This window comes from Pseudomonas sp. BN411 (assembly GCF_029871235.1).
Lineage (GTDB): Bacteria > Pseudomonadota > Gammaproteobacteria > Pseudomonadales > Pseudomonadaceae > Metapseudomonas.
This window is the reverse complement of sequence record NZ_SSOM01000073.1, coordinates 558,271-573,925: the sequence shown is the minus strand read 5'-3', so window position 1 is coordinate 573,925 and position 15,655 is coordinate 558,271. Positions and strand designations below refer to the sequence as shown.

Sequence of the window (15,655 nt, the reverse complement as noted above, 5' to 3'; positions counted from 1 at the left end):
GAAGGGCAGCAGGGAAACTTTAGCGGACGGCACGGCGCCCGGCCGCTGCATAAGCGGCCGGGGCGCTCCGTGCGTCTGCCTAGCGGCGACGCAGGTCCAGGGTCATGGGCAGTTCATTGTCGATCACTGGCGCGGAGACCTGCAGCTTGCCCGGCGTGTGCCCGTGGCGGAAGAAGCGCGCCAGGCGACGGCTCTCGGCCTCGTAGGCGTTCACCGGGAAGCTGTCGTAGCTGCGCCCACCGGGGTGGGCCACATGGTACTGGCAGCCGCCCAGGGAGCGTTGCATCCAGGTGTCCACCAAGTCGAACACCAGGGGCACCTGCACGCCGATGGTGGGTTGCAGGCAGGACGCCGGCTGCCAGGCGCGGTAGCGTACCCCGGCGATGAACTCGCCCACACGGCCGGTGGGCCGCAGCGGCACCGGTACGCCGTTGCAGGTGAGCACATAGCGGTCCTGCGCCATGCCGTTGACCTTCACCTGCACCCGCTCCAGGGACGAGTCCACATAGCGCACGGTTCCGCCGCCGGTGCCCTCCTCCCCCAGCACATGCCAGGGCTCCAGGGCCTGGCGCAATTCCAGGTCGACGCCCTTCACCTGGTAATCGCCGTATTTCGGGAAACGGAACTCGAAATGTGGGGCGAACCACTCGCTGCGCAATGGATAGCCGGCGGCATTGAACTCATGGACCACGTCGTCGAAGTCCTGCTGGACGAAGTGCGGCAGCAGGAAACGGTCGTGCAGTTCGGTGCCCCAGCGCACCAGCTTCGGCGGCTGGTAGGGCTCGTTCCAGAAGCGCGCCACCATCCCACGCAGCAGCAGTTGCTGGGCCAGGCTCATGCGCGCATGGGGCGGCATCTCGAAGGCACGCAGCTCCAGCAGGCCGAGGCGGCCGGTGCTGCTGTCGGGCGAGTAGAGCTTGTCGATGCAGAATTCCGCGCGGTGGGTGTTGCCGGTGACATCCACCAGCAGGTTGCGCAGCAGGCGATCCACCAGCCAGGGCGGACTATCCGCACCAGGCTCGGGCATCTGTCGGAAGGCGATTTCCAATTCGTAGAGGGCGTCGTTGCGCGCCTCGTCCACCCGCGGCGCCTGGGAGGTGGGGCCGATGAACAGACCTGAGAACAGGTAAGACAGCGATGGATGGTTGTGCCAATAGCTGATCAGGCTGCGCAGCAGGTCCGGACGGCGCAGGAAGGGCGAGTCCGCCGGCGTGGCGCCGCCCAGGACGAAGTGGTTGCCGCCGCCGGTACCGACGTGACGGCCATCGACCATGAACTTCTCGCTGGAAAGACGACTCTGCCGCGCGGCCTCGTAGAGGAATTCGGTGCGCTCCACCAGCTCGTCCCAGTTCGCCGAGGGGTGGATATTCACCTCGATCACGCCTGGGTCGGGGGTGACGCGGAAGTTGGTCAGGCGCGGATCGCTGGGCGGCTCGTAGCCCTCCAGCAGCACCGGGCACTTCAGCTCGCCCGCCGTGGCTTCGATGGCGGCCACCAGTTCCAGGTAGGCCTCCAGCTCGGACAGCGGCGGCATGAACAGGTAAAGCCGGCCTTCGCGAGGTTCGGCGCACAGTGCCGTGCGGGTGATGCCGGCGGCGGATTCCTGCATTCCGGGCGCACGGGGCTCGCCGGGACGTGCGGGGGTGCCGTCGCGCAACTGCTGGCGGATCAGCGCCGCGTGGCGCAAGGGTGGGAACTGCTGGCTCGGGTCGGCCGGGTTCACGTAGGGATAGTCCGCCTCGCTGACCCAGGGCTGGGAGTCCAGCGGCAGGCGATACCCCATCGGCGAGTCGCCGGGGATCAGCCGGCAGTGTTCATCGCGGAGGAACCAGCGACCGCTTTCCCAGCCATCACCCGCTGCGCTGCGCGCCAGCGGCAGGATCTGGCCCACCACCTCTCCCAGGCCGCGCTCGAATATCCGGCGCAGGCGCTCACGTTCCAGCGGGTCTGCCAGGCGGGCGTCTTCCGGGGTGACGTTGGCGGGCAACTTGCGCTCACGCCAGAGGTAGTAGAACCAGTCCTCGAAGGCCGGAAACTGGTTGTCCCCCGGCACGCCCAGTCGACTGGCCACGCGACCGAGGAAGCGCGCCGCGAGGTGGGCATCGGCGCCGTAGCTACGGCCTTCATCGGCATACAGGGCCGGGTCCTGCCAAATCGGCTCGTTGTCCTTGCGCCAGTAGCAGTTCAGCGACCAGCGCGGCAGCTGTTCGCCGGGATACCACTTGCCCTGGCCGAAGTGCACCAGGCCGTGGGGTGCGTAGTGCCCGCGCAGGCGATGGAACAGGTCGGCAGCCAAGCGGCGCTTGTTTGGCCCAAGGGCGGCGGTGTTCCACTCCGGGTCGTCGGGATAGTCGATGGCGATAAAGGTGGGCTCACCGCCCATGGTCAGGCGTACATCGCCCGCTACGAGATCGGCGTCGATGCGCGCACCCAGCTCGCGAATGGCCTGCCACTGCTCGTCGCTGTAGGGCCGGGTCACCCGGGGGGCTTCCCAGACACGCTCGACGCGCATTTCGTGAGAAAACGCGCACTCGCTTTCATCTACCCCACCGCTGATGGGCGCCGCCGAGGAAGGCTCCGGGCTGCAGGCCAGCGGGACGTGGCCTTCGCCTGCGAACAGGCCGGACGTGGGGTCGAGGCCGACCCAGCCGGCGCCCGGCAGGTAGACCTCGCACCAGGCATGCAGGTCGGTGAAATCCACTTCGGTGCCACTGGGGCCGTCGAGGGACTTCTGGTCGGCGGTGAGCTGGATCAGGTAGCCCGAGACGAAGCGCGCCGCCAGGCCCAGGTGACGCAGCAGCTGCACCAGCAGCCAGGCCGAGTCGCGGCAGGAGCCGGAGGCCAGTTCCAGGCTTTGCTCGGGCGTCTGTACGCCGGGCTCCATGCGGATCAGGTAGCGGATATCCCGCGACAGCTGCTGGTTGAGCGCCACCAGGAAATCCACCGTGCCCTTGGGCGTGAGGTCGACGCGGCCGAGGTAGTCGGCGAACAGCGGCGTGGCCGGCAGGCGGCTGAGATAGGGCGCCAGCTCGCGCTGGTCGTCAGCCGTGTAGCTGAAGGGGAACTGGTCGGCGATGGGTTCGAGGAAGAAATCGAAGGGGTTGAACACCGCCATCTCGGCGACCAGGTCCACTTCGACCTTCATCTCGCGGGTCTTGTCCGGGAACACCAGGCGCGCCAGGTAGTTGCCCTGGGGATCCTGCTGCCAGTTGATGAAGTGTTTGCCTGGCGACACCTTCAGCGAATAGCCGAGGACGCGTGTGCGACTGTGGGGTGCCGGGCGCAGGCGGATGATCTGCGGACCGAGGTTGACCTCACGATCGTAGCGATAGTGGGTGACGTGATGCAGTGCGACATGGATCGACACGGCGTGCCTCCTGCGAGCCTGGGCGATGACGGGAGTCGCGCAAGACTTGTGCCAGCCCCCGAACCACGGATTTCGGCCCTTCCGAGCACCGGAAAAGGGCCACCTTCGCACCCGGATGACCCGGCCGCACAAAAATGGTTCGCGGCGGACCAGCAGGTGAGACTCAAGCCTAGCGGTCGAAGATGAAGGAGAAGGGAACACGCACCGGACTGGTTAGGCCGATTGGGTATAACGGGCTATCAAGGGTGAATGACCTCTGTAGGGGCGAATTCATTCGCCAAGGGCAGCGAAGCTGTCCCCTTCAACAAGGGCGGGCAGACCTTCGGCCTGCTTGGCGAATGAATTCGCCCCTACAAGTGGACTAGCACCCGTCCGGCAAGCCAGCAATCCAGCGGGTCAATAGCTCCAGCCCTTCGCGGTGAGCGGTGGAACGGCCCAGCTCGGGCATCATCACGCTGGGGTCGGTGCTTTCCACGCGGTAGATCAGCACGGACGCGTCGGGCTGGCCGGGGTGGATATCCACCAAGCGGTCGCCGGAGCCCTTGCCCGCCGCCACCGGCTGCTTGCACAAGCCGAACGGGATGCCGAGCGGCGTGGCCGGATCGAGATAGAGGCCGGACGTGCGTGCCGGTCCCTTGGGGTTGTGGCAGTGGGAGCAGTTGATGTCGAGGTAACTGCGCGCCTGCTGCTCCAGGCTTTCATCCTTGCGCGGGGCACTGGCCAGGGCGTTTCGCGGGATGCCTTCAGGCGCCGGCAGTCCTTGCAGCAATCCCTGGCGCTGCCAGCGTTGCAGCTGGTTATCCACAGCGTCTGGATAGGCCAGGTCACGGTTCAGGTGACGAGCCTTGGGTCCCAGCGGCTGCACGCCTGCGCCATGGCGCTCCTCGTGGCAGCCGGCGCACTGGTTGGCGTCGGGCACCTGGTAGTCCACCGCCAGGTTGCCGCCCTGCCCGTCCTGCAGTTCCAACGCCGCGCTGGCGCCGGTCCATTCCAGGGTGGCTTCCTGCTGCGCCTCGTCCCACACATAGGGCAGCGCCACCCAGCCCTGCCGCTGGCGCAGCAGCACGCGGGTCTCCACCAGCCTCACCTTCGCGAGGTCCAGCCCCTTGGCCGGGTCGCGGTCATCCGTGGTGTTCTTCAGCAAACGACCCTGTTCGTCCTTCGGGTAGTAGAAGGTCTTGGTCAGCACGGTGCCGACGGGAAAGTCGAAGCGCTCCTCGCCGTAGCGTGCCGCCCGCCCCGCCGGCATCCAGACGGTGCGCAGCTTGTGGGCGTAGTCGCTGAACAGGGGCGTATTGAGGTCGTAGGCCAGGGCTTCTGTGACTGGACGCAGGTGGCCTTCGGCGCGCTGCAGCATGCCCCAGCCGCTGAGCTTTTCCGGGTAGGCCTCGCCCTCTGGCAGATAGAGGGGTTCATCCTGCTGGCCACAACCAGACAGCAGCAGGAACGCCAGGCAGATGGCGAGCCTCATGAACCCTCGCGCTCCCCGGCGCTGGCCAGTACCACTTCCGGCAGCGGTGGCAACTTGCAGCGGTGAGCGCCCATGTCGGTGCTGATGTTCTTGAAGTTGTTCGGTCCGTCGACATTGACCAGGGTGGCCGCGCCGTTGTCGACGCAGATGCCCAGTTCCGCCGGCAGCTTGCCGTCCACCAGCCGGGCCGGATTCACGTAGCCGTCCCAGAGGATGTCCGGCAGGCGGCCATCGATTCCGAACTGGGCGATCTTCAAGGCTTTCAGCTCCAGGTGATCCGGGCTGTCGCCGGCGGGGCCGAAGCGGTTGCCGTGAATGGCGATGCGTTCGGGGTAGGGATCGAAGTCCTGGGTGGTGGAGAGGTCGCTGTAACCGGTGCTGAAGTAGCTGCTGACGATGACATTGGCCGTGCGGTGGTTGCCGATGTCGTTGTCGAAGATTTCCACATCGTCGTTGGAGTTGATCACCACCCCGGAGCCGGCCGGTACGCTGGCCACCGGCGTGCCCTTGTGGCCGAAGTTGTCGTGGTTGTTGCCCTCCACCTTGTTGCGGTAGATGCGCGTGCCGTGCCCCGGCTGCTGCAGGTTGGGCATGTTGAACACCAGGATGCCGCCGGTATTACCCGTAGCGACATTGTCGTAGACGTCTGCGCCGATGGTGTTCTCGATCTCGATGCCGGCGACGTTGCGTTCGGCGCGGCTATTGCGCACCACCACGTTGCGCGACTGGCCGACGTAGATGCCGGCGTCGGACGCACCGATGGCCACCGCGCCTTCGATCAGGGTGTTCTCCGTCTGCACCGGGTAGATGCCGTAGGCGCCGTTCTCGGTGGCCGGGCCGTTGGTCCATTCGGTGCGCACATTGCGGATGACGATGTTCCGTCCGCCGACCACCTTGAGGGCGTCGCCCTTGCTGTCTTCCAGGGCGAGGTCTTCGATGGTGAAGTCCGAGGCGTCCACCAGCAGCCCTTCTGCGCCAGCCTTCTGGCCCTTGAAACTGAGGATGGTCTTGTCCATGCCGGCGCCCTTGAGGGTCACGCCGCTGACCTTGAGGCTGAGGCCTCGGTCCAGTTGCCAGGTGCCGGCAGGGATTTCGATGACGGTGCCGGGCTTGGCCTTGATCAGGCGTGTCTGCAAGTCCTTCTGGAAATCGGCATGGGTAACGGGAGAGTCAGCCTGGTCGCCACAGCCGGCGAGCAGGAGGGCAAGAGCCAGTAGAGAGAAGGGGCGCATGGGGCGGTACCGGGTTCTTCTTGTAATTTTGGCACTATAGTGCCAAGCATCATTCTGTAGGAAGAAGCCGACAGACGACAGTGTAGGAGCGAGCCATCGCGAGCAGAGCTCGCTCCTACCAAGAGCCCGGATACGAAAACGCCAGCCCGAAGGCTGGCGTTTTTATCAGCGCGGCGCGACGGGCCGCTTGGCGGGCTTCTTCTTGCCCCCCTTCTCCGACGCTGCGGCCTTGTTCTCGGCCTGCTTGCGGGCGAAAGCGGCGGCCTTGGCCTGTTCGCGCTTGTCCCAAGGCTTGCTGCCGTCGCTGGCGCGGGGCGGCAGGCCGGTGTGCTGGGTGAGCATCTTGCCGGCGGCGCCGACCTTCTTGCTGCCGGCCGGGGTGGAGTTCTTGCGACGGGCGCTGTGGTACTCGTCACTGGCAGGCTGGTAGGTCGGAATCAGGTGGTGCTTGCCGTTGCCTATCAAGTCAGCGCGGCCCATGCGCTCCAGTGCGGCGCGCAGCATCGGCCAGCCCTTCGGATCGTGGTAGCGCAGGAAGGCCTTGTGCAGACGACGCTGTTCCTCGCTCTTGACGATCGTCACCCCGTCGCTCTTGTAGGTGACCTTGCGCAGTGGATTCTTGCCCGAGTGGTACATGGCGGTGGCGCTGGCCATGGGCGACGGGTAGAAGGCCTGCACCTGGTCCGCGCGGAAGCCATTGCGCTTGAGCCAGAGGGCGAGGTTCATCATGTCCTCGTCCGTGGTGCCGGGGTGCGCGGCAATGAAGTACGGGATGAGGTACTGCTCCTTGCCCGCTTCCTTCGAGAACTTCTCGAACATCTGCTTGAAGCGGTCGTAGGAGCCGATCCCCGGCTTCATCATCTTGTCCAGCGGACCGCGCTCGGTGTGCTCCGGAGCGATCTTCAGGTAGCCGCCGACATGGTGGGTGACCAGTTCCTTGACGTATTCCGGCGACTCCACCGCGAGGTCGTAGCGCAGACCCGAGGCGATGAGGATCTTCTTCACACCCGGCAGGGCGCGCGCCTTGCGATACAGCTCGATAAGCGAGCTGTGGTCGGTGTTGAGGTTTTCGCAGATGCCCGGGAACACGCAGGACGGCTTGCGGCAGTGCTTCTCGATCTCCGGGTCCTTGCAGGCGATCCGGTACATGTTCGCGGTCGGCCCGCCGAGGTCCGAGACCACACCAGTGAAGCCCGGAACCTTGTCGCGCATCTCTTCGATCTCACGAATGATCGAATCATGCGAGCGGTTCTGGATGATCCGCCCTTCGTGCTCGGTGATGGAGCAGAAGGTACAGCCGCCGAAGCAGCCACGCATGATGTTCACCGAGAAGCGAATCATCTCGTAGGCCGGGATTTTTTCCTTGCCGTACGCGGGGTGCGGAACGCGGGCGTAGGGCATGCCGAAGACGTAGTCCATCTCTTCGGTGGTCATCGGGATGGGCGGCGCGTTGAACCACACGTCCACATCGCCATGACGCTGCACCAGCGCACGGGCGTTGCCGGGGTTGGTCTCCAGGTGCAGCACGCGGTTGGCGTGGGCATAGAGCACCGGGTCGTTGCGCACCTTCTCGAACGACGGCAGGCGGATCACGGTCTTGTCGCGGGTCAGGCGCGGGTTGGGCAGCAACTGCACCACCTTGGCCTCTTCCGGATCGTCGACCGGGCCCTTCTCCTGCTCGATGGCACAGGCGGCGGTGTCCTGGGTGTTGACGTAGGGGTTGATGATCTTGTCGACATGGCCCGGGCGGTCAATCCGGGTGGAGTCGATCTCGAACCAGTCCGCTGGGGTGTCACGGCGAATGAAGGCGGTGCCACGCACATCGGTGATGTTTTCGATGGATTCGCCCCAGGACAGGCGCTGGGCGATCTCGACCACGGCCCGCTCGGCGTTGCCGTAGAGGAGGATGTCGGCGGTGGCGTCCATGAGGATGGAGCGGCGCACCTTGTCCTGCCAGTAGTCGTAGTGGGCGATACGGCGCAGGGAGGCCTCGATGCCGCCCAGTACCACCGGCACGTGGGTGTAGGCTTCCTTGCAGCGCTGGCTGTAGACCAGGCTGGCGCGGTCCGGGCGCTTGCCGGCGACGCCGCCGGGGGTGTAGGCGTCGTCGGAACGGATCTTCTTGTCCGCGGTGTAGCGGTTGATCATGGAATCCATGTTGCCCGCTGCGACGCCGAAGAACAGATTCGGCTCGCCGAGCTTCATGAAGTCGTCTTTCGAGCGCCAGTCCGGCTGGGCAATGATGCCCACGCGGAAGCCCTGGGCTTCCAGCAGGCGGCCGATGATGGCCATGCCGAAGGACGGGTGGTCGACGTAGGCATCGCCGGTCACGATGATGATGTCGCAGGAGTCCCAGCCGAGCTGATCCATCTCTTCCCGGCTCATCGGCAGGAAGGGTGCGGGACCGAAACACTCGGCCCAGTACTTCGGATAGTCGAACAGCGGCTTCGCAGCTTGCATATTTTTTGACCAGCGGGCTTTTTTACGGGGCGCGGAATATAGCACAAATTTTGAGCAAATCCGACGCTGACACTCGGTTTCTTCAGGGGCTGAATGCAAGGCTGTAGGAAATAGCGTACAACGTGATCACAAATACTCCGGGTCGCTATACTTTTGCCGACCTACAAACCGCCAGGCCGCAGTAGTAAATAACTTACAAGGAGCGTGTGCGGTGCGACGTCCGATCCTTACCCTCTTCCTGCTCTTGTGCTGGCTGGGCCTGACCGTGCCGGCCCAGGCAGCCTTCGAACTGACGCAGCAAAGCAGCGGTGCGACGCTCAATGGAGCGATCGACCTGCTGGAAGACCCGGACGGCACGCTGGACATCCAGGACATGGCCAGGCCGGAGGTGCAACAGCGCTTCACCCCCGCCAACGGCCGCGCCACCGTCGGTCAGAGCCGCAGCGTGTGGTGGGTGCGGGTGCAGCTCAGCCGCAGCGGCGACGCCCCGCAGCAATGGTGGCTGGAGAACTCCGGTATCACCGTCTATCGCGTCAGCCTGTTCCTGCCGGATAGCCAGGGCGGCTGGAGCCGGCGGGAAAGCAGCGAAGCCCTGCCGTTTGCCGAAACCCGCGACTATTCCTACCGGCGCATGCTGTTCAAGCTGCCGGAAATCGGCGCTGAGCCCCTCACCCTGTACTTGCGCAGCTATGACCCGGCGGGCAACTCCTTCCCCCTGAAGGTGTGGCAACTGGATGACCTGAAGGAGCTGAAGTCCACCGAGAACCTCGGTTTCGGCCTGGTCTACGGGGTGATCCTGGCGCTGTTCCTCTACAACCTGTTCATCCTCGTGGCGCTGCGCGACAAGGCCTACCTCTGGTACGTGCTGGCCACGTCCTCGGCACTGGTGTTCATCCTCAGCATGACCGGGCACGGCTTCCAGTACTTCTGGCCCGACGCCCCGGTACCGGCGTGGCTGGACCGCATCACCCTGCCCTCGCTCTGGGGCATTTTCGTCATGCGCTTCACCCAGGAGCTGCTCTACACCAAGCGCGGCCTGCGCTGGTCCGACCGCCTGTTCAACGTGGCCTGCGTGCTCTACGCCGTCGCCATCCTGATCAATTTCTTCGGTTATCGCGCCGAGGGCGCCGTCCTGATCGCCGTTACGCCGATCGTGACCGTACCCACTGCACTGATCAGCGCGGTGATCCGCTGGCGCCAGGGCTTCATTCCAGCGCGCTTCTACCTGATCGGCTACGGCACCGTGCTGGTCAGCACTGCGGTGCTGGTGATGCGCGCCGCCGGCCTGATCCAGCCGATCAACTTCACCGCCTACATGTTCCCCGTTGCCATCGCGGCGGAGTCGATCCTGTTCTCCTTCGCCCTTGCCTACCGCATCCAGATGCTCAAGCAGGAGCGCGCCGCCGCCCTGGTGCAGGCCGACCGTGAGAAGGCGGCCCGCCTCGCGCAGATGCAGGCCAGCGCCGATGAACTGCAGGCCGCCGTCGTCGCCCGGACCGCCGAACTGGCCGCCGCCAACCTGCGCCTCTGCGAGCGCGAACGGGAGCTGGAACACGCTGCCTTCCACGATGCGCTGACCGAACTGCCGAATCGCCGCTACCTGATCGAACGCACTGATTCGGCGCTGGCCAACGCCAAGCGACACGAGGAACCGCTAGCGCTGATGCTGATCGACCTCGACCACTTCAAGCCGATCAACGACCGCTTTGGCCATGACGCTGGCGACGAAATGCTACGCACCATAGGCCGGCGCCTGCGCCAGCATGTGCGTGGCGGCGATGCGGTGGCGCGCCTGGGCGGTGACGAGTTCGCCGTGCTGATCGGTGGAGCGGATGCCGAGGCCGAGGCGTGCGACCTGGCCCGGCGCCTGCTGGAAGAGCTGGCCGTTCCCATGTGCTACGGCGCGGAACAGCTGACGGTAAGCATCAGCATCGGCATCGCCCTGTTCCCGCAGCATGCCCGGCACTTCTCCGGGCTCTACCAGACCGCCGACCAGGCCCTGTACAAGGTCAAGGCCCGGGGTCGCTCGGGCATGGTGTTGTTCGGCGAGGACGGCGAGCTGTCGGATGAGGCCAGCCTGCAGCTGGATGTGCTGAAGATCCGCAGCGGATTGCTTTAAGAGGCCGCCTGGCTGACCGCAGGCAGGAATCATTGGTGCGCGCGGCGCACCTACCCTCTACACGCCACTCAGGCGAGATAGCGCCTCGGCACCCGCGTGGTGACCTTGGTCAGCAATTCGTAGCCAATGGTGCCGCAGGCCTGGGCCAGTTCATCCACCGGAAGCTGGGCACCCCAGAGTTCAACCGGATCGCCGACCCGGGCGTCCGGCAAGTCACTGAGGTCCACGGCGAGCATGTCCATGGATACCCGCCCCGCGAGCGGCACACGCTGGCCGTTGACCACGACCGGAGTGCCGCTGGGTGCGTGGCGCGGATAACCGTCGGCGTAGCCGCAGCTCACGGTCCCGATACGTGACGGCCGGGTGGCTTCCCAGGTCGCGCCGTAGCCAACGCTTTCACCCGCCGCGATCTCGCGCACGGCGATCAGTTGCGCGCTGAGGGTCATGGCCGGCTTCAGGCCCAACTCGGCGGCGCCGAGGTCGGCAAGTGGTGTCGCACCGTAGAGCATGATGCCGGGACGTAGCCAGTCCATATGGGAGGCGGGCATGGTCAGGATCGCGGCGGAGTTGGCCAGGCTGCGCTGGTCGAAGTCGAGCTCCAGCAGGTCGAGGAAGGCCTCCAGCTGCACCTCGTTCAGGGTGTGGCCACGCAAGTCGGCGCAGGCGAAATGGCTGATCAGGTTGAGCTCGGCAACCTGGGCTGCGCCACGCAGGCGGGCATGCCAGTGGCGCAGTGCCTCAGGGGAGAATCCCAGGCGGTGCATGCCGGAATCCAGCTTGAGCCAGACGTTGAGCGGGCGTACCAGCGGCGCGGCGAGCAGCGCTTCAGCCTGTTCCACGCCCTGAACCACCAGGTCCAGGCCGAGTTGGGCGGCCAGTTGGTACTCGGCAGGTTCGAAGCAGCCCTCCAGCAGCAGAACACGCGCCTCATCATCGAGGGCCCGCACTTCAGCGGCCTCCTCCAGGCAGGCCACGGCAAAGCCATCGGCCTCGCCACGCAGGCTGGCAACCACCTCGCGCACCCCATGGCCATAGGCATTCGCCTTGACCACCGCAAAGGCCTGCCGGCCCGGCGCGCAGCGCTTGGCGACGGCGTAGTTGTGGCGGATGGCGGAGAGGTCGACAGCGGCGATCAGTGGGCGCATTGAGGCAGGCTCATGAACGAAAACGGGCGCCCATCATACCGCCTGGTCGCCCGTATTCATTGATCCAGCGCGACTGGGCGCGCGGACTGCCCGTTACTCGTCGTCGAACTGGTAGGCGCCTGGCGCGAGGTTCTCGAAACGCGAGTACTTGCCGAGGAAGGCCAGCCGCGCGGTGCCCAGCGGACCGTTACGTTGCTTGCCGATGATGATTTCGGCCACGCCCTTGAACTCGGTCTCGGGGTGGTACACCTCATCGCGGTACACGAACAGGATGATGTCGGCGTCCTGCTCGATCGCCCCGGATTCGCGAAGGTCGGAGTTGATCGGGCGTTTGTTCGGGCGCTGTTCGAGGCCCCGGTTCAGCTGGGACAAGGCGATCACCGGGCAGTTGAACTCCTTGGCCAGGGCCTTGAGCGAGCGCGAAATCTCGGAGATCTCGTTCACCCGGCTATCGCCGCTGGAACCGGGAATCTGCATCAGCTGCAGGTAGTCGACCATGATCAGGCCGATCTCGCCGTGCTCTCGCGCCAGGCGGCGGGTACGGGCGCGCATCTCGGAGGGCGAGATGCCGGCGGTGTCATCGATGAACAGCTTGCGGTCATTGAGCAGGTTGACTGCGGACGTCAGGCGCGGCCAATCGTCGTCGTCCAGGCGGCCGGCGCGGACCTTGGTCTGGTCGATGCGACCGAGGGACGCGAGCATACGAATCACGATGGATTCGGAGGGCATCTCCAGGGAATACACCAGGATCGCCTTGTCGCTGCGCATCAGGGCGTTTTCCACCAGGTTCATGGCGAAAGTGGTCTTACCCATGGACGGACGGCCGGCAACGATGATCATGTCGGCCGGCTGCAGGCCGCTGGTCAGGTTGTCCAGGTCGTTGAAACCGGTGGACAGGCCGGTAATGGCATCGCCGTTGTTGAACAGCTCGTCGATGCGGTCGATGGCCTTGACCAGGATGTCATTGATCCCCACCGGGCCGCCGGTCTTCGGCCGCGCCTCGGCGATCTGGAAGATCAGGCGCTCGGCCTCGTCGAGAATCTCTGCTCCAGTCCGTCCCTGGGGCGCGTAGGCGCTGTCGGCGATTTCGGTGCTGATGCCGATCAGCTGGCGCAGGGTGGCGCGCTCGCGAATGATCTGCGCGTAGGCCTTGATGTTCGCCACCGACGGTGTGTTCTTCGCCAATTCACCGAGGTAGGCCAGGCCGCCCACCTGGGGCAGTTGCCCTTCCTTGTCCAGTTGCTCGGACAGGGTCACCACGTCGAATGGCGAGTTGCGCTCGGCCAGCTTGAAGATGGCGCGGAAGATCAGCCGATGGTCATGACGATAGAAGTCGCCGTCGGACACCTGGTCGAGCACGCGCTCCCAGGCATTGTTGTCCAGCATCAGGCCCCCGAGGACGGCCTGCTCGGCCTCGATGGAGTGCGGCGGCACCTTGAGGGCGGCAGTTTGCAGGTCGAACTGTTCCGGGGCGGTGATTTCGTTCATGGGCTCGGAAAATTCTCGGGCTGGAAAGACATCGGGCACGTCACCGCTTTCGCAATGACGTGCCCGATGTTAGCGAGCCGGCACCTGAGTGCAAGCTCACTTCGACGGCTTGCTTAGCCGGCAATCACGATCAGCTTGACCGCAGCTTCGACGTCGGTGTGCAGGTGCAGTGCAACGTCGTACTCGCCAACTTGACGGATGGTGCCGTTCGGCAGGCGGACTTCAGCCTTGGCAACCGGAACGCCAGCGGCGGTCAGGGCGTCAGCGATGTCGTGGGTGCCGATGGAACCGAACAGCTTGCCTTCGTCGCCGGCGCTGGCAGTGATGGTCACTTCCAGTTCGGACAGCTGGGCAGCGCGGGCTTCGGCAGCGGCTTTCTTGTCAGCAGCCTGCTTTTCCAGCTCAGCGCGGCGAGCTTCGAACGCAGCAACGTTCTCGGCGGTAGCAGCGGTGGCCTTGCCTTTCGGCAGCAGGAAGTTACGGCCGTAGCCGGACTTTACGTTCACCTTGTCGCCCAGGTTGCCCAGGTTGGCGATTTTTTCCAGCAGGATGACTTCCATTTGGGAATTACCTCTTAACTTTTAACCTTCACCGTTCGCAGGGCCGGCGCCATTCTTGCGCGCCTTGCGTCCGCGAAAATCAATCAGACTGTCGACGATGGCCAGAACCACCAGCAACGGATAGATCAGTTGCATGAACAGCAGCAGCGACACGTACAAGCCCACCAGCCAGAAACCGGCCAGCCCACCCTGCTTCGCCAGACCGTGCACCAGGGCCAGGCCGGCGAATGCCAGCGGCACGCTGCAGATCGGCGTCAGCATCGCCAGCTCCTGGCCCAGGTTCGGACCCAGCAGCATGGCGGCCAGCAGGCCGAAAGCCAGTGCCGGCGGCAGCTTCAGCGCACGAAACTCGTCGCCGAAACCACCGGGGTTGTACAAGGCTGCCTGCCAGTAGCGGCCGAGCATCAGGCTCAGCACGCTGACCAGCTGCAGCAGCGACGCGATCAGGCCGGTCAGGACCGGCGCGACCATGGCTCCCAGACGCGCTCGCTCGTCATCCGCCAATTGCGAATAGACGTTACCCATCACCTGCGGCATGAGCTTCTGCAGCTCAACCGCCATGGCGGTTATGGGCTCGCGGAACACCGCGCCCAGCACCAGGCCGTACAACAGACCAAGCGCCACGCTGATCATCAGCACCCGCGTCCAGGACACGCTGGAACGCAGCACCAGGGCCAACCCCAGCGCGCCAAGCAGCACCATCAAGGTGCGCGGCTCGCCGAAGTACCACCAGCCAAGAGCTGGCAGCAGAGCCCAGGCAATGATGCCGAGAGCATCGTTCACACCACGCCGCAGCAGCACCAGGCTGCCCGCGGCTGCGCTCAGCCAGAACATCAGGGGCAAGGTCGCTGCACCTACCACCACAAGGGTGGCCTGCACACGACCGCGCATGATGAACTCTGCCAGAGCGCGCATTGCGATCTATCCCTTACCTAGGTCGACCGACCGAGATCAACGGCCGTGGCTGTCGGTGTAGGGCAGCAGGGCCAGGTAGCGGGCGCGCTTGATAGCGGTAGCCAGCTGACGCTGATACTTGGCTTTGGTGCCGGTGATACGGCTCGGAACGATCTTGCCGGTTTCGGAGACGTATGCCTTCAGGGTGTTGAGATCCTTGAAGTCGATCTCTTTCACGCCTTCAGCGGTGAAACGGCAGAACTTACGACGACGGAAGAAACGTGCCATGAACTTGGCTCCTCAATAGATCCGTGGATTACTCGTCAGCGTTGTCGCTGTCTTCGCCTTCGGCGGCAGCGTCAGTCTCAACGCGCTCACGGCGCTCACGGCGCTCGTTGCGGTTTTCCTCGGCCTTGAGCATCTCGGACTGGCCAGTGATGGCTTCGTCGCGACGGATGACCAGGTTACGGAGGACGGCGTCGTTGTAGCGGAAGTTGTCTTCCAGCTCGGCGAGGGCTTTGCCGCTGCACTCAACGTTCAGCATCACGTAGTGAGCCTTGTGAACGTTGTTGATGGCGTAGGCCAGCTGACGACGGCCCCAGTCTTCCAGGCGGTGAATCTTGCCACCGTCTTCTTCGATGAGCTTGGTGTAGCGCTCAACCATGCCGCCAACCTGCTCGCTCTGGTCCGGGTGAACCAGGAAGATGATTTCGTAATGACGCATAAATGCTCCTTACGGGTTGTAGCCTGCCAACATCGTGGTCAGGCAAGGAGTGAATATCTCGTTTGGGCTTGCCGGGCCGGGGACGTGCGCGAGCCTGCCCCCACGGCAAGGGGCGACATTCTAGAGAAGGGCTGAATGCCGCGCAAGGTGAATTGGCGAAACTTTGAACAACCCCGGACGGCAGCGGAGCCGTCC

Annotated in this window: 11 protein-coding genes; 1 reads left to right on the top strand and 10 read right to left on the bottom strand. The window is 64.9% G+C overall.

All coding sequences use genetic code 11. The annotated features are described in order from the left end of the window. Window positions 1–79 precede the first annotated feature (79 nt). From E8F06_RS20525 to E8F06_RS20510, 4 genes are all read right to left on the bottom strand, one after another. Window positions 80–3,367: a transglutaminase family protein gene (locus tag E8F06_RS20525; RefSeq protein ID WP_280370475.1), complete on the bottom strand. Its 3,288-nt coding sequence runs from the start codon at window positions 3,365–3,367 to the stop codon at window positions 80–82. Window positions 3,368–3,728: 361 nt separating this feature from the next. After that, window positions 3,729–4,838 (bottom strand): SO2930 family diheme c-type cytochrome, encoded by a 1,110-nt coding sequence (locus tag E8F06_RS20520; RefSeq protein ID WP_280370473.1) that lies wholly within the window; start codon window positions 4,836–4,838, stop codon window positions 3,729–3,731. Further along, window positions 4,835–6,070, bottom strand: a complete 1,236-nt coding sequence (locus E8F06_RS20515) for a parallel beta-helix domain-containing protein (protein WP_280370471.1) — start codon at window positions 6,068–6,070, stop codon at window positions 4,835–4,837. Before E8F06_RS20515 ends, E8F06_RS20520 begins: the two co-directional genes overlap by 4 nt. Before the next feature lie 165 nt (window positions 6,071–6,235). Continuing rightward, complete coding sequence (locus tag E8F06_RS20510) at window positions 6,236–8,530, bottom strand: YgiQ family radical SAM protein (RefSeq protein WP_280370469.1); 2,295 nt, start codon at window positions 8,528–8,530, stop codon at window positions 6,236–6,238. A 211-nt stretch (window positions 8,531–8,741) separates the two neighbouring features. Between E8F06_RS20510 and E8F06_RS20505 the strand changes: the two genes are divergently transcribed. Further along, window positions 8,742–10,649: a diguanylate cyclase gene (locus E8F06_RS20505; RefSeq protein WP_280370467.1), complete on the top strand. Its 1,908-nt coding sequence runs from the start codon at window positions 8,742–8,744 to the stop codon at window positions 10,647–10,649. Window positions 10,650–10,717: 68 nt separating this feature from the next. Here the strand turns inward: E8F06_RS20505 and alr are convergent, their stop codons facing one another. From alr to rpsF, 6 genes are all read right to left on the bottom strand, one after another. Continuing rightward, window positions 10,718–11,794 (bottom strand): alanine racemase, encoded by a 1,077-nt coding sequence (gene alr, locus E8F06_RS20500; RefSeq protein ID WP_280370465.1) that lies wholly within the window; start codon window positions 11,792–11,794, stop codon window positions 10,718–10,720. A gap of 93 nt (window positions 11,795–11,887) precedes the next feature. Then, complete coding sequence (dnaB, locus tag E8F06_RS20495) at window positions 11,888–13,282, bottom strand: replicative DNA helicase (protein ID WP_280370464.1); 1,395 nt, start codon at window positions 13,280–13,282, stop codon at window positions 11,888–11,890. A 113-nt stretch (window positions 13,283–13,395) separates the two neighbouring features. Continuing rightward, complete coding sequence (rplI, locus tag E8F06_RS20490; protein ID WP_190831467.1) at window positions 13,396–13,842, bottom strand: 50S ribosomal protein L9; 447 nt, start codon at window positions 13,840–13,842, stop codon at window positions 13,396–13,398. 21 nt (window positions 13,843–13,863) lie between these two features. Next, window positions 13,864–14,757, bottom strand: coding sequence for a hypothetical protein (locus E8F06_RS20485; protein ID WP_280370463.1), 894 nt, complete (start codon window positions 14,755–14,757; stop codon window positions 13,864–13,866). A gap of 36 nt (window positions 14,758–14,793) precedes the next feature. Further along, window positions 14,794–15,024, bottom strand: coding sequence for a 30S ribosomal protein S18 (gene rpsR / locus E8F06_RS20480; RefSeq protein ID WP_016495030.1), 231 nt, complete (start codon window positions 15,022–15,024; stop codon window positions 14,794–14,796). 28 nt (window positions 15,025–15,052) lie between these two features. Beyond that, complete coding sequence (gene rpsF, locus E8F06_RS20475; RefSeq protein WP_280370462.1) at window positions 15,053–15,460, bottom strand: 30S ribosomal protein S6; 408 nt, start codon at window positions 15,458–15,460, stop codon at window positions 15,053–15,055. Window positions 15,461–15,655: the final 195 nt, after the last annotated feature.

Coding starts and splice junctions, on each gene's coding strand:
- E8F06_RS20520 (WP_280370473.1), bottom strand. CDS start 4,838: ATGAGGCTCGCCATCTGCCTGGCGTTCCTGCTGCTGTCTGGTTGTGGC.
- E8F06_RS20515 (WP_280370471.1), bottom strand. CDS start 6,070: ATGCGCCCCTTCTCTCTACTGGCTCTTGCCCTCCTGCTCGCCGGCTGT.
- E8F06_RS20510 (WP_280370469.1), bottom strand. CDS start 8,530: ATGCAAGCTGCGAAGCCGCTGTTCGACTATCCGAAGTACTGGGCCGAG.
- alr (WP_280370465.1), bottom strand. CDS start 11,794: ATGCGCCCACTGATCGCCGCTGTCGACCTCTCCGCCATCCGCCACAAC.
- dnaB (WP_280370464.1), bottom strand. CDS start 13,282: ATGAACGAAATCACCGCCCCGGAACAGTTCGACCTGCAAACTGCCGCC.
- rplI (WP_190831467.1), bottom strand. CDS start 13,842: ATGGAAGTCATCCTGCTGGAAAAAATCGCCAACCTGGGCAACCTGGGC.
- E8F06_RS20485 (WP_280370463.1), bottom strand. CDS start 14,757: ATGCGCGCTCTGGCAGAGTTCATCATGCGCGGTCGTGTGCAGGCCACC.
- rpsR (WP_016495030.1), bottom strand. CDS start 15,024: ATGGCACGTTTCTTCCGTCGTCGTAAGTTCTGCCGTTTCACCGCTGAA.
- rpsF (WP_280370462.1), bottom strand. CDS start 15,460: ATGCGTCATTACGAAATCATCTTCCTGGTTCACCCGGACCAGAGCGAG.